Source organism: Pantoea sp. S18, assembly GCF_045689705.1.
Classification (GTDB): domain Bacteria; phylum Pseudomonadota; class Gammaproteobacteria; order Enterobacterales; family Enterobacteriaceae; genus Pantoea; species Pantoea symbiotica.
In genome coordinates this window covers 26,070-39,974 of record NZ_CP142690.1, presented here as the reverse complement: position 1 = coordinate 39,974, position 13,905 = coordinate 26,070, and the positions used below count along the sequence as shown (strand labels likewise).

The following is a 13,905-nucleotide window of genomic DNA, read 5'->3' as shown; positions in this document are numbered from 1 at the left end:
TGCGCAGACGGTCAGCGGCCGCGGTATCCACGTATTTACTTTCGTTAACGCCCTGACGCCAAAACCAACGGCCGGAGCCGTTTTCAGGCGCCCTTGCTATCCTTTTAGTTCGCAACATCGACAATGGGACGGCAATGATGAATATGAAAACCAGTGACTTTTTCGTTCAGCGCCTGAGAGAGTGGGGCGTGACGCGCATTTATGGCTATCCAGGTGACGGCATCAACGGCGTGCTGGGAGCAATTCAGCGCGCAAATAAAAAAGGGGAAGGCATTGAGTTTATTCAGGTTCGCCATGAAGAAATGGCAGCCTTTATGGCTGCCGGTCATGCCAAACTGACCGGTGAAATGGGCGTTTGCCTGTCTACCGGCGGCCCCGGCGCAACCCACCTCCTCACCGGGCTGTACGATGCAAAAATGGATCATGCCCCCGTACTGGCGATAGCTGGCCAGGCGGAGGCAACGGCCAGAGGGGCAAGCTACCAGCAGGAGATGAATCTGGACCGGGTATTTTCAGATGTGGCTAACTTCGTCCAGGAAGCGGCAACGCCCGCTCAGGTACGTCATCTGATCGATCGCGGCGTGCGGATTGCTAAAGCGCAGAACGGTGTGGCAGTCCTTATCATCCCTAAAGACATACAGGATGAAGAATGGCAGCCACCGCAGCATGTTCATGGCTTCACGCATTCAGGTAGTGGATATCAGCGTCCTAAGGTGATCCCCTATGAGGCCGATCTGGCGCGCGCAGCAGAGATACTGAACGCAGGGAAGAAGGTTGCGATCCTGATAGGGTCGGGCGCGCGCAATGCGGCGGTAGAAGTGGTACAGGCAGCAAATATCCTGGGGGCGGGTGTGGCTAAAGCCCTGCTCGGAAAAGACGTTCTGCCGGACGATGCGCCTTTTGTCACAGGCTCCATTGGTTTACTCGGCACCCGGCCCTCCTGGGAGCTAATGCAGAACTGCGATACCCTCTTCATGATTGGCAGCGGGTTTCCCTGGACGGAGTTTCTGCCTGAAGAAGGGCAGGTGCGGGCTGTCCAGATTGATATCGATCCCGCCATGCTCGGGCTGCGCTATCCCTGTGAGGTCAATCTTCACGGAGATGCGAAAGAAACGCTTCGCGCACTGTTGCCATTACTGACGCATAAAGAGGACCGCAGCTGGCAGGAGAATATCGCCGTGCAGGTTCAGGCCTGGTGGAAGCAGATGGAGGAACGTGCGCTCGCGCCTGCCAGCCCTGTGAATCCACAGCGGGTGGTATGGGAAATGTCACCGCAGCTTCCGGACAATGCGATCGTGACGTCTGACTCGGGATCATGCGCTAACTGGTTTGCACGCGACTACCGCGTCAAGCAGGGGCAGCGTGCAACGCTTTCAGGCGGCCTTGCCTGCATGGGGGCCGCGGTCCCCTACGCTATCGCGGCGAAGTTTGCGCATCCGGAACGTCCGGTAGTCGCTCTGGTGGGGGACGGAGCCATGCAAATGAATAACATGGCGGAGTTGATCACCATACAGAAATACTGGCAGCAGTGGTCTGATGGGCGACTGATTGTATGCGTGTTTAATAATCAGGACCTCAATCAGGTCACCTGGGAGCAACGCGTAATGGAAGGGGATCCCCGCTTTGATGCCACGCAGCAGCTGCCGGAAGTAAAATATGCCGAATTTGCAGCGTCTCTGGGGCTGACAGGCATCTATGTTGATGACCCTGAGCAGCTGGCCAGTGCCTGGCAGCGTGCGTTAAGCGCTGACCGTCCTGTGGTACTTGAAGTAAAAACCGACCCGGAAGTTGCGCCTCTTCCGCCACACATTACTTTCAAACAGGCGAAAGCCTTTATGACATCTATGGCAAAAGGTGACCGCGGGGCAAAGCAGGTGATCAAAGATACGGCCAGTCAGCTGTTTGCAAAAAAAGGGTAACCGGCAATCGTAATTTGTCCTGAGGTGAACGCTTCCGGACAAGTTGAAATTATTGTCTCTTACCCTGAGCAGAATCATTCACCACGCCCCTCCGCCTGACTGTTCCCATAGTGACACTGCCCTCATTTCCCTGTTCGCTTCTTTCCCTATCCTCTATTAGGGTTAGTAAACAACATTTCATGAGGAAAGGGTGATGACGGACAAATCAGCAACCAATGAGCTGGAACTGCTGGATAAATACTGGCGCGCGGCGAACTATCTTTCGGTAGGGCAGATTTATCTGATGAGCAACCCGCTGCTGCGCGAACCCCTTTTGCCAGAGCACATTAAACCCCGGTTACTGGGGCACTGGGGGACCACGCCAGGCCTGAATTTCATTTACGCTCACCTTAATCGCATCATACGGCAGCGCAGTCTGGATCTGCTTTATGTTTGTGGTCCGGGTCACGGGGGGCCGGGAATGGTGGCCAACACCTGGCTTGAGGGCAGCTACAGTGAAATTTACCCCCACGTCAGTGAAGACGAAGCCGGGATGCAGCGCCTGTTCAGACAGTTTTCCTTCCCCGGCGGTATCCCCAGCCATGCTGCTCCGGAGACACCGGGGTCGATAAATGAAGGGGGAGAGCTGGGATATTCGCTGTCACACGCCTTCGGCGCGGCATTTGATCATCCCGAACTGATCGTGCCCTGTATCATCGGCGACGGCGAAGCAGAAACCGGCCCGCTGGCGGCAAGCTGGCACGGGATCAAATTCCTCAATGCCCGACGTGATGGTGCTGTCCTGCCCATCCTGCACCTTAACGGTTATAAAATTGCTAACCCGACACTTCTGGGACGCAGCAGCGATGAAGACCTTGAGCAGCTCTTCAGCGGGTATGGCTATGAGCCCCTGTTCGTCTGTGGCCATGAGCCTGCCGATATGCACAGGCAAATGGCCGACGCGCTGGATCGGGCTTTTACAAAGATTGCCGGTATTCAAAAGGAAGCTCGCACCCACAATACGTCTGCCGGCGTTCCCCGCTGGCCTATGCTTGTGCTGCGAAGCCCTAAAGGATGGACAGGGCCGCAGGAGGTGGATGGAAAAAAAGTAGAGGATTTCTGGCGTGCGCATCAGGTACCCGTGTCTGCCTGCAGGGAGGATGCGTCGCATCGCCGCATCCTGGAAAACTGGATGCGCAGTTATCAGCCAGAAGAGTTATTCGACGCAAATGGAAGGCTAAAAACCGAATTACGCGCGCTGGCACCAGAGGGCAGCAAACGCATGGGATCCTCTCCTTATGCAAACGGAGGACGTCTGCGGCGCGAGCTCATGACGCCTGATATCCAGAATTTCGCGCTCGATACCGGTCTACCCGGCAGCACCAGTGGTCAGGCGACTGAGCAATTCGGCCGTTACCTTAGCGAAATATTCCGGCGCAACCAGGATAACTTTCGCCTGTTTGGCCCGGATGAAACGGCTTCAAACCGTCTCTCACCGGTTTTCGATGTCACTGACCGCACATGGATGGAACCCCTAAAAGATTATGATGAACAGCTGAGCCGTGATGGCCGGGTAATGGAAATTCTCAGTGAACATCAGTGCCAGGGGTGGCTCGAAGGTTACCTGCTTACGGGGCGCCACGGGCTGTTCAACTGCTACGAAGCTTTTATACATATCGTGGATTCAATGTTCAATCAGCACGCGAAATGGCTCAAGGTGACGCGCAAGCTGGGCTGGCGAAAGCCTGTTTCATCGCTTAACTACCTCCTCTCTTCCCACGTCTGGCGACAGGATCACAACGGCTACAGCCATCAGGATCCGGGCTTTATCGATCACGTCGCGAATAAGAAAGCTGACATAGTACGAATTTATCTTCCGCCGGATGCCAACACGCTGCTATGGGTGGGCGATCATTGTCTGCGCACCTGGGACCGCATCAACGTGATTGTTGCTGGTAAGCAGCCTTCGCCGCAGTGGCTGGATATGAAAAGCGCGATTGCCCACTGTGAAGCCGGAATGGGTGTGTGGGAATGGGCCAGTAGTGCGGGTGAACCCGATGTCATTATGGCGTGCGCTGGCGATGTGCCGACGATGGAAACGCTGGCGGCGGTCGATTTGTTACGCGCTTATCTGCCTGACTTGCGCATCCGCGTCGTGAACGTCGTAGACCTGCTTGCTCTGCAAACGCAGGAACAGCATCCCCATGGTAAATCGGAGGCAGAATTTGACGCCCTTTTTACCTGCGATAAGCCGGTTATCTTTGCTTTCCACGGCTATCCTACACTGATCCACCGGCTCACTTATCAGCGTAACAATCATCGAAACTTCCATGTGCACGGGTTCAACGAAGAGGGGACTACGACCACACCTTTCGATATGACCGTGCTGAACGAACTGGATCGCTTTCATCTGGCGCAGGCAGCGATTAAGCATGTGCCGGGGGTGGCTGATCGCCATCCAGAACTGCTTGACGATCTTCAGGAACGTTTAGCAGAACATCATCGTTATGTGCGTGAATACGGGGACGATGTCCCAGAAGTTAAAAACTGGACCTGGTCTGGATTAAAATAACCTCAGGGAGGCCTGGCCCTGTCACCCCGGTACTGTTCGGCGCCGGCCGGTGGATGCCGTACTCATATTATGCGAACTGGCTGCTGGAGTTTGATGGTCCGGCGCTCGCCAGTAATCATCAGGGAAGGGCATTCCGCTGGAGTCGGTGAGGGTGCTACCGGGCTGTTGGACGCAGGGTTCGCAAAGATTCACCCCTCATTTCAACAACGGGATAACAAAACCATCCCCGGATGCTGAACTAATTACCGGACGGCAATGTCCGGATGCTGTTGTTCTGGCTGCCGGCAGAATTACGTTCGCTGGTGGATGGGAGTACTCAGGGGATGACCTCATGAATTGAGAATAACCCGTTAACAGAACGGTCCGGCGCGATCGCCACTGAGTCACTGTTGTGGCGGCTTCCTCATCGAAGGCAGGATACCGGCATCGCCTGCTTCATTACCTCAGAATGAATAAAGTCTGAAAACTGCGGCGCCAGTTGTTTCCTGGCCACAACGCCCCCACACGGTTATTCACTCCAGGGTTTTTTCGGATAGACCGGATCGGTCCCGCGCGGGAACTGAAAGTCTAGATTCCGGTAATGCTGCAGGCGCTCCCTAAAGTAATCCGTTAGCGCCACCGGTCGCTGCCTTTTAACCTATGGAGGGACATAATAAGACGCTCTTTATACAACACCCCTGATGCGGTCAGATCCACGTTTACCTTCGCACAGAGGTCCGGCTTTCTTGTCGCTAAATTGTGAGAATGTAAAATCCTCCTGACGTCATATACCCCGCTATGCTTACTAAAGCAGGAGGTTATGTGCGGACGATTTGCGCAGTACAGCAGCCGCGATGAGTATTTTGACTCAGTCGGCTTGAAACCGGACGAAATCATGTTTGACCCGCAGCCCAATTGTCATTTCAACGTGTCGCCCGGCACTAAGGTTCTGCTCCTCTGCGAGCGTGAGGAGTCGCTACACTTCGACCCTGTGTTATGGGGCTACACCCGGCGTGGTGGGATAAGCAGCCGCTTGTTAATGCAGCGGCGAGCGGATGAATGTTTAAGCTGCTGTGGAACCACGGGCGCGCCATCGTGCCGGCGCACGGCTGGTTCGAATGACAGAATGAGGGCAGTAAAAAGCAGCCGTTCTGAATCTACCACAGGAAAAAAGAGCCCCTGTTTTTTGCCGCCATAGGTAGGCAGCCTTACAGGCAGGACCACGGCTAAGAAGGATTTCTAATTGTCACTTCCTCAAGCAACCAGGGCATGTTCGACATCCATGATCGCAGACCGTTAGTGATCGGCGCTGACGTCGTTCGTGAATGGCTGAGTGCCGAAACGATACCGCAACAGGCAGCAGAAATTGCTCATGAATCCTCCATTCCCGAGAAGGAATTCACCTGGCATCCGGCAAGTAAGAAGGTAGGAGATATACACAATCAGGGGGAAGAGCTGGTTAACCCCGTTCATGAAGCAGCAGCCTGAAATGACTTTTCGAACGGGCGGCCAGAAAAAATCCCCGCCAGAGCGGGGATTAAAAAGACCAGTATTGAAAGTCTCTCGCACGCAAAACGTGCCGTGTGTAGTCTTCATAAAAATAATGAAGCGCATCACAGATTAGTAGGGGAGTCAGGGAGCGGCAAACCGGAAAGAATAAAAACCACATTTATTTTAATGCGCCTGAAAATAAAGCATTAACCCCTGAATTAACTCAAATAATCAATAATCATTAAAATCTTAAGTGCATAATATGCAGGCGTAAAACGTATTCATTTCTCTGATTTTGAGCCTAAATTTGTAGAAGCTGAAAAGTTCCCCTTTCAGCGTCCGTTCAGGTGCAGCCAAATTCAGGCAACTTTAGCTGTCACCTATTTTTCGCCTTGAGCTTCATAGCCTAAAGCTTAAGATAGCCTGTCTTAGGCGTGTGCTGGGCCACAGACCTTCGTTTTAGCAAAACTCAGGGAGCTTCAATTCCACCATTACTGTCAGGAATGGGGCCGCAATAGTTTAAAGGCGAATGGTTGTAATACCCGTGCCTGCACCGTTATCTGCCTTGGATCGTTTCGACGTAGTCATAGAGATTGTCGGCGACGGCGCTTAATAACAGTTCCAGGGCCTGTGGGCTATGCCCACCCACACGGACCATTCTGAGTGCGGTAAGTACCGCTGTATGAGCATGCCTGACAGGCAGATGCACGGTACAGAGTGGGATGACGTTGCTCATGAGTGCTCCCGGCTGATGGATTGTTTACGCTGGGTATGTTTTACCGACTCATATACCAACGTTTCAGGATCCGCTGCCGGCAATCATCGCCGCTGGTTCGATCGCTGCAGTACGGGGGTGTCATTTTCTTCTAAAAAATCCTGCCCTTTTTGGGTCATCCTTACACTGTAGTAGCGTATTGGATCCAGCGGCTCAGTTGCAAACTCAATTAACCCCGCCCGCTCTAATGGGATTAAACTCAGTGCCGTTCTGTCTTCTCTTTTTTTCGTGAGGGCGTTGTATCGGACCTGACAACCATGACTTCTGTCCCCCCTTAATAAATAGTTAGTTTTATCGCGCATTGTACGAAGAATGGCCAAAGATGAAGCTGAGTAAGGCATTGGGGCCCCGCTGTTGCTGATGTCATTTAATTTTAGACGCAATCCAGCGGTTCTTGCTTTCCTTCACCCTCAGCCAGAAAGGAACAAAATACTGAGGTGTTGAGGGACCGGCTTCAGGCACATATTTGAGAATGATGCGTATTGATTTAACCTTTTTATTTCATGAATTTATACGAAATAATGCTGCAAAGGGGGGTTGTAAAGCATGCACTTAAAACCATGAGGAAATCATTAACGGGTAGGGTATAGCTAATCTCCCTTCCTTTGTAAACGGAGACGCTAGGCATGCTGCACTAAGACGAAGCAGGCATCATCTGCCGGCACTGCCGGGGTCCGCTCAGTAAGGAAGAATATTTTTTGGTTGATTTACCTCTGAAGACTTCAGGCCAGCGGTGAACCGGCCTGTTTGCGTGTGCGTCTGGGCTATCGCGTTGCGGGCAGTCTGATATCTTTCAGCATCGGGAAAGCCATTTTCATATGATCTTCGCTTACCACGAAGGCGAGCAGCTCGCCTGTCTCATTACAGCCTTTCGCTATAACGCCAGCGGGGGAAAACTCCATATTCCAGACCAGCGCCGGGTTAGCGGGATCACCCGCCAGGTGCAGCGGCATATCCGGGGTTTTCACTTTGACCAGCATCGTCGGCAGCGTGAGTTTCGCGGCGTCGCCGGTGAGGTTTTTAGCCAGCGTCATAGCAGCCCGCGTAGCAGGCTGAAGATAGGACATCAGTTCTCCCTGAATTTCGGCGCAATCGCCCAGTGCGTAAACGTCTTCGGCAGACGTTGCCAGCGCATCATTAACGACGACACCGCGCCGGACTATAATACCCGCATCGCGCGCCAACACCACGGCGGGGCGCAGGCCGATCGCGCACACGACCGCATCAAAGCTTTGCCGGTGCCCGTCGCTGAACATTGCTATCAGCGAATCGTGATGCCGGACTACTTCGGTAATCTCTGTTTTGAACATGAAGCTAACGCCATTATCCATCAGTCGGCGCTGTAGCCGCGCGCTGATCTCCGGAGGCAGCAGCGAGGCGAGTAAGCCCGCGCTGCGGTCTGTCACCGTTACATCTTTACCAGCGCGGTTTAAGTCCATCGCGATTTCCGTACCGATTAACCCGCCACCGATCAGCAGTATGCGCTTGGCGTTGGCGAGTTGGGCTTCGCAGCGGCTGTATTCCTGCTGGCTGTTCAGCGTGTACAGAAGTTCGCTACCCGGTACGGCTGGCAGAATGGCATCCGCTCCCGTTGCCAGTACCAGTTTTGCATAACCGAAATCACCGGCGGTGGTATGGACGATGTGCGCCGCGGTATCTATGCTTTCGACCCGCGTATGCGGATGCAGCGCAACGTTATGACTTTCCGCCCAGGCTGCGGCACTCTGGCGCGTCAAATCGTCTGCACGCTGCCCCAAGCTGAAAACGTGGCTTAGCTCCGGCTTGTTGTATTCGTCGCAGCTATCCGCTGCTATAAGCCGCACCGGCACGCTTTTATCCTGGTGGCGAATGTTTTTCACCAGCTGGCGGGCGGCGAAGCCCGAACCGATTATTAAGATATCAGATGCCATCGCGTTAGCCCTCGAACGGATCGAATACGTCTTTACCTAATGCGCAGACTGGGCACAGGAAATCATCCGGCACATCTTCCCATTTGGTGCCCGGCGCGACGTCTTGATCCGGCTCACCTACAGCCGGATCGTAAACCCACTGGCACACGGTGCAGATCATCTTCTGCGAAACTTCTTCTCCCGCTTCCACAACCCCCACACCGTCCGCGTTTACGGGCGCTACAGAGGCGGCATGCTCGATAGCGGCAGCATCAGGCATAGGCGCAGCAGAGATAGGGGAAAGCGCCCATTCACGCGCAATCTTGCGTCCGTGCTCACGACATTCCTCCAGCGCGGACAGATCGGGACGCCATTTCGCTTTAAGGGCGATAGTCATATCAAAACCGGCATCCTGAAGACGGGTAGCAACACGGTCAACCGCGCCCCCTGTCCAGCCGTAGGAGCCGAACGCCGATGCGCGCTTGTTGCGGAACTTCAGCCCGGTGATCTCTTCGAGCATGCCCGCAACTTTCGGCATCATCACGTTATTCATGGTCGAGGAGCCGACCAGGATGCCTTTTGAGCGGAAACAGGACGTGATGATTTCGTTTTTGTCGTGTTTAGAAACGTTGTAAACCTTCACGGCCACACGCGGATCGGTTTCGCGGATACCTTCGGCGATGGCATCTGCCATCATGCGCGTATTGTTGGACATGGCATCATAGAAGAGGGTGATCCGGTCTTCCTGGTAATCCGCCGCCCACTTCAGATACAGTTCTACAATCTGCTTAGGGTTATCGCGCCAGACCACGCCGTGCGAGGTGGCGATCATGCTGACCGGCAGGTTGAAGCCCAGGATTTCATTAATTTTCGGCGTCACCAGGCGGGCAAACGGTGTAAGAATGTTGGAAAAGTAGCGCTGGCACTGGTCGAAGAGTTCGTGCTGATCCACTTCATCATTAAACAGGTGTTCATCGCAGTAATGCTGACCGAATGCGTCGTTACTGAACAGCACAGCATCTTCAGTCATGTAGGTCATCATGCTATCAGGCCAGTGAAGCATAGGTGTTTCCACAAAAATCAGTTTTTTGCCATTGCCGATATCCAGTGAATCACCGGTTTTCACGACGTTGAAATTCCATTCAGGGTGGTGATGATGCCCGTTGATGGAGTCCACACCGTTCGCGGTACAGTAAATCGGGGTGCCGGGAATGAGCGCCAGCAACTCTGCGAGCGCGCCGCTGTGATCTTCTTCCGCATGGTTAACGATGAGGGCATCAATCTTTTTCAGGTCGATTTCTTCCGCTAGGTTCTTAACGAAGTCGCTGCGGAACTTCAGATCGACGGTATCGATCAGGATGTTCTTTTCTTCGCGGATCAGATAGCTATTGTAGCTGGTGCCGCGCTGCATTTTGTATTCTTTACCGTGGAAGTGTTCTACCTCCCAGTCGCGTTTACCTACCCAAAAAATATTATTCTTAACGTGGATATTCATGGATCGCCCCTTAGCGTTCTTTAAATTCTGTCTGTTTCATTGCACGGGGCGTACCAGTTTTTAACACCTTGATTTATATAATGTCGTGCCGAAATAATTGTTTAATACACAATGTGTTCGGGTTGTGATTAATACACAATAGTGTTTAAATGACAATGCCGTAGGCAGTAAAAAACCCGCCCAAGCGGGCAATGTTAGTGCGGGGTGCGTTACCTGGCTGCGGGGACGTGGACGACCTGCCCGATACCTTTGCCTTTCAGTTCTTCATTCGGATCGGCAAAGAAGTCGATATTAAAATAGGTGTCGTCGGTAAGCAGCTCGATGTGGTGCCAGTACTGCGGCGGACTGATGCCAAACTGCCCGGCATTAATAACGACTTCAGCCTCCGGCTTTTTGTCCGTCTCGCTGGCGAAGCCATAATATTTAACCGCGCCGCGCATAACGGAGAGACGGCCGAACACGCCTTTTTTCGTGTTGTGATGATTGAGCAGCGCTTTCGGCACGCTGTCTTTATCCCAAAAAGGAGTAGAGCGGGTATGAACAAAGTGTGCGGGGATGATATGGGCCATTGTGGGCCTCCTGTTAGCAGATGATGCCGCCTTGTGTAAGCCATTTGCGGCGCTGTTCAGCAAGTTCTTTTTTCTCGGTGCTATGACGGAATACCGCCAGACGTAAACGATGCTGCTGTTCAAACCGGAATTCCCGGCTCAGGTCCGCGTCTTCGCTGAGTTCGCAAAGAAGAATATTTATTTCGCGGATGATATTGCATGCGAGTGCGTTATCTACCGCTTCGATCACTTTATCTGTGTGCGTCATAAAATCACCTTTGGTTATGATAAAGCGTTCAGCTGTTGCAGAAGCAGCGCACCGGCAAGGATTAACGCGACAGGGGTGTAAGGGATATCGAGGTCAACCCAGGCTTTTCGCCCGTCGTACTCGGTTTCGAAGTGGACACGTTCAGCAGAAACCTGTTTGTAGGTAAAGCCCAGGCCGCGACGTGCGCCGCCGAATGCAGCCCAGCGGAGGGCATCGGCGGCGGCGTCCATCTGGCCGGGTGATAAAGCAGTGGTAGCTTTATATGTGTCTGACATGATTTTGCACCTTTGCGAGCATAGGTACCTGAAAGAGCATAATTCGTGCCACTTGACATATTTTTGATTTAAATCACATTTTTCTCTTGATGTTGTGACTAAGACAATGGCTCGCATTGTGATTTATACAATAAGTGTGGAAATTACAACATGACAATCTCAGTTGAATCTTTAGCCTCGATCGCCGTGGATATTCAAAACGGGATAAGAGGGCGTGATCGCTTTACCCGCCTGATTGAGTCAATACACGGCGCGCTTAAGTGCGACGCGACCGCGCTGCTGCGGTACGAAAATCAGCAATTCCGCCCGCTGGCGACTGCAGGGCTTGCGCCGGACGTGATGGGACGCCGGTTCAGCCTCGACGCTCACCCCCGCCTTGAGGCTATCGCCCGCGCGGGCGACGTGGTGCGCTTCCCTGCAGACAGCGATTTGCCCGATCCCTATGACGGGCTGATACCGGAACAGAAAGAACTTCATGTGCACGCGTGCGTCGGAATGCCGCTGTTCTCCGGGCAGACGCTGATCGGCGCGCTGACACTGGACGGCATGAACGCGACACAGTTCGATGAATACAGCGATGAAGAGCTGCGATTACTGGCAAGCCTCACGGGCGGAGCGCTGAATAACGCGCTGCTGCTTGAACAGTTGGAAAAAACCGCCGCCACCTTCACGCCACCAGCGCGCCGGCCGGATGAAAACGAAGAGGTCGACATTATTGGCGAGTCTGCGCCACTGCTGAACCTCAAAAAAGAAATCGGCATGGTAGCCCCATCCGACCTTAGCGTGCTGATCATGGGCGAAACCGGTACAGGTAAAGAGCTGGTCGCACAAGCGCTTCACCGCCAGTCAGCGCGCGCGGCGAACCCGCTTATCTATCTGAACTGCGCAGCGCTGCCGGAATCCGTGGCAGAAAGCGAGCTGTTCGGGCACGTTAAGGGGGCGTTCACCGGCGCGATTCATGACCGCCCCGGTAAGTTTGAACTTGCGGATAAAGGTACGCTGTTTCTTGATGAGATCGGCGAACTGCCACTATCACTTCAGGCGAAGCTACTGCGTGTGCTGCAATACGGTGATCTTCAGCGCGTGGGAGAAGATAAGGCGCTTACCGTTGACGTGCGGATAATTGCCGCGACGAATCTGGATATGCGCTTGGCGGTAACAGAAGGTAGATTCAGGGCAGATCTCTATCACCGGCTAAGCGTGTTTCCGCTCTTTGTACCGGCGTTGCGTGAGCGGGGCGATGATATCGTGCTGCTGGCCGGGTACTTCTGCGAAAAATGCCGCGTTAAGTTTGGTTTGCAAAGCGTGGCGCTTAGCCCCGCAGCCAGAATACGACTTGAAGCCGCCAACTGGCCCGGCAACGTGCGCGAGCTGGAGCACGCGATCCATCGCGCGGCAATTGTTGCCCAGGCGGATAACCGTTCCGGCGATGTGATTCTGTTACCCCAGCATTTCAGCTTCGACGGTGTGCATGCGGCTAAGAGTGAGTCCGTCACTACGGCGGCGGCGGCAGATATTTATGATATGGGCCTGCACGATGCGACACGCCAGTTTCAGCGCGAATATATTCAGCGGGTTTATGAAGCGAGCGGCAGGGTCTGGGCGGAAGCAGCGCGACGGCTCGGTGTCGATCCGGGCAACCTACATCGGCAGGCGCAGAAACTCGGGCTGAAGTAATGCTCCTGAAAAAGGTATACCTATAACGAAACCGTTTATTGTGAATTGGATGCCAGTGCCATGCTTACGCCGGTTGTAGTCCACCATAAACTCTGCGGTAAAGGCGTTGGCAGCGCCAGGCGTACTGATACCACGAAGCCTGAGCGCCTTAACTAGCCGGTCCTGCAACGTGAGATGCGCACGTTCCACGCGCCCCTTGGCAGAACTGGTGTTGGCGCAGTTGCCGGTGATGTTCAGCTCGTTCAGCACGCGCCCGAACTGCGTCTGGTCGTCGCCTCCGGCCGCATTTTTATTGTTGATGCGGAACACGCTAGCCTTGTCTCTGTAAAACGCCAGCGGCTTGCCGTACAGCTCAAGATAACCGCGCGTGGCTTGAAAATAGGTGAAAGTAGACTCGGAGCGGACGAAATGAAGCTGCATCAGGCGGCTGTTTGCGTCATCCACGTAAACCAGCAGCGTGCAGGCCGGACCACGTTCCTCAAACCAGCGATGGTCGCAGCCGTCGATCTGAATCAGTTCGCCGACACAGGCGCGGCGGTAACGAGGCTGCTGGATCCTGGAAGCGCGATGCCTGCGAGGGATCCAGAAACCAGCCAGCATCATCAGCTTGCGTACGGTCTCTTTAGACAGCATCACGCCGTGCAATTCGGCCAGCTTCTCGCACGCGAGCGTGGGACCAAAGTCCGGGTATCTCTCAAGGATGATCTGAAGGGCGCGTTCGGCAAGACCTTCGGGAAGCTGATAGTTGCTGGGCTTGCCGCGCCGCCGGTCAACCATGCCCAGCGGGCCTTCGATGCGATAGCGCTGGAGCGGACGACGACACTGTCTGTCGGAAATGCCGAGACGTTCAGCAGCGAGATGGATTGTCAGACGCCGGTCGACAACGTCCTGAATGACTTTAAGTCGGTTAACTTCGTTCATCGTGAAAAACTCCACACCAGAAGCCGCCATAACAAGTTCCTCAGCAGGTCACCTGAAGCGGCCATGTCAGCTTAGCTCAAAGCGGACATTACTATTTTTCCTCCTCACAAAAAGTGC

The 13,905-nt window shown here is 54.0% G+C and carries 8 protein-coding genes and 2 pseudogenes; 4 read left to right on the top strand and 6 right to left on the bottom strand.

What is annotated here, in order from left to right; all coding sequences use genetic code 11:
• Positions 1 to 137 precede the first annotated feature (137 nt).
• From VIJ98_RS24620 to VIJ98_RS24610, 3 genes and pseudogenes are all read left to right on the top strand, one after another.
• Positions 138 to 1,919, top strand: coding sequence for a thiamine pyrophosphate-requiring protein (locus tag VIJ98_RS24620; RefSeq protein ID WP_323276147.1), 1,782 nt, complete (start codon positions 138 to 140; stop codon positions 1,917 to 1,919).
• A gap of 193 nt (positions 1,920 to 2,112) precedes the next feature.
• A complete protein-coding gene (locus VIJ98_RS24615) occupies positions 2,113 to 4,470 on the top strand; it encodes a phosphoketolase family protein (RefSeq protein ID WP_323275951.1) in 2,358 nt (785 codons plus the stop codon).
• 799 nt (positions 4,471 to 5,269) lie between these two features.
• Positions 5,270 to 5,937, top strand: a pseudogene (locus VIJ98_RS24610) (SOS response-associated peptidase family protein).
• A gap of 1,542 nt (positions 5,938 to 7,479) precedes the next feature.
• Here VIJ98_RS24610 and norW read toward each other — a convergent pair.
• From norW to VIJ98_RS24585, 5 genes are all read right to left on the bottom strand, one after another.
• Entirely contained in the window at positions 7,480 to 8,625 is a 1,146-nt protein-coding gene (gene norW, locus VIJ98_RS24605; protein WP_323275949.1) for an NADH:flavorubredoxin reductase NorW, read from the bottom strand.
• A gap of 4 nt (positions 8,626 to 8,629) precedes the next feature.
• On the bottom strand, positions 8,630 to 10,099 hold the full coding sequence (gene norV / locus VIJ98_RS24600; RefSeq protein ID WP_323275947.1) for an anaerobic nitric oxide reductase flavorubredoxin: 1,470 nt from the start codon (positions 10,097 to 10,099) through the stop codon (positions 8,630 to 8,632).
• Between the two features lie 209 nt (positions 10,100 to 10,308).
• Positions 10,309 to 10,668 carry a DUF1971 domain-containing protein gene (locus VIJ98_RS24595; protein WP_323275945.1) on the bottom strand — a complete coding sequence of 120 codons (360 nt, stop codon included), beginning with the start codon at positions 10,666 to 10,668 and terminating at the stop codon, positions 10,309 to 10,311.
• Between the two features lie 13 nt (positions 10,669 to 10,681).
• Positions 10,682 to 10,915, bottom strand: a complete 234-nt coding sequence (locus tag VIJ98_RS24590; RefSeq protein ID WP_323275943.1) for a DUF2526 family protein — start codon at positions 10,913 to 10,915, stop codon at positions 10,682 to 10,684.
• A 14-nt stretch (positions 10,916 to 10,929) separates the two neighbouring features.
• Positions 10,930 to 11,190 carry a hypothetical protein gene (locus VIJ98_RS24585; RefSeq protein WP_323275941.1) on the bottom strand — a complete coding sequence of 87 codons (261 nt, stop codon included), beginning with the start codon at positions 11,188 to 11,190 and terminating at the stop codon, positions 10,930 to 10,932.
• A gap of 150 nt (positions 11,191 to 11,340) precedes the next feature.
• Here VIJ98_RS24585 and norR point away from each other — a divergent pair, with 150 nt between their 5' ends.
• Positions 11,341 to 12,867, top strand: coding sequence for a nitric oxide reductase transcriptional regulator NorR (gene norR, locus VIJ98_RS24580; RefSeq protein ID WP_323275939.1), 1,527 nt, complete (start codon positions 11,341 to 11,343; stop codon positions 12,865 to 12,867).
• Between the two features lie 66 nt (positions 12,868 to 12,933).
• Here the strand turns inward: norR and VIJ98_RS24575 are convergent.
• Positions 12,934 to 13,818 (bottom strand): annotated as a pseudogene (locus tag VIJ98_RS24575) (ISNCY family transposase); the annotation flags it as partial.
• Positions 13,819 to 13,905 lie beyond the last annotated feature (87 nt).

Coding starts and splice junctions, on each gene's coding strand:
- VIJ98_RS24590 (WP_323275943.1), bottom strand. CDS start 10,915: ATGACGCACACAGATAAAGTGATCGAAGCGGTAGATAACGCACTCGCA.
- norW (WP_323275949.1), bottom strand. CDS start 8,625: ATGGCATCTGATATCTTAATAATCGGTTCGGGCTTCGCCGCCCGCCAG.
- VIJ98_RS24585 (WP_323275941.1), bottom strand. CDS start 11,190: ATGTCAGACACATATAAAGCTACCACTGCTTTATCACCCGGCCAGATG.
- norR (WP_323275939.1), top strand. CDS start 11,341: ATGACAATCTCAGTTGAATCTTTAGCCTCGATCGCCGTGGATATTCAA.
- VIJ98_RS24620 (WP_323276147.1), top strand. CDS start 138: ATGAATATGAAAACCAGTGACTTTTTCGTTCAGCGCCTGAGAGAGTGG.
- VIJ98_RS24615 (WP_323275951.1), top strand. CDS start 2,113: ATGACGGACAAATCAGCAACCAATGAGCTGGAACTGCTGGATAAATAC.
- norV (WP_323275947.1), bottom strand. CDS start 10,099: ATGAATATCCACGTTAAGAATAATATTTTTTGGGTAGGTAAACGCGAC.
- VIJ98_RS24595 (WP_323275945.1), bottom strand. CDS start 10,668: ATGGCCCATATCATCCCCGCACACTTTGTTCATACCCGCTCTACTCCT.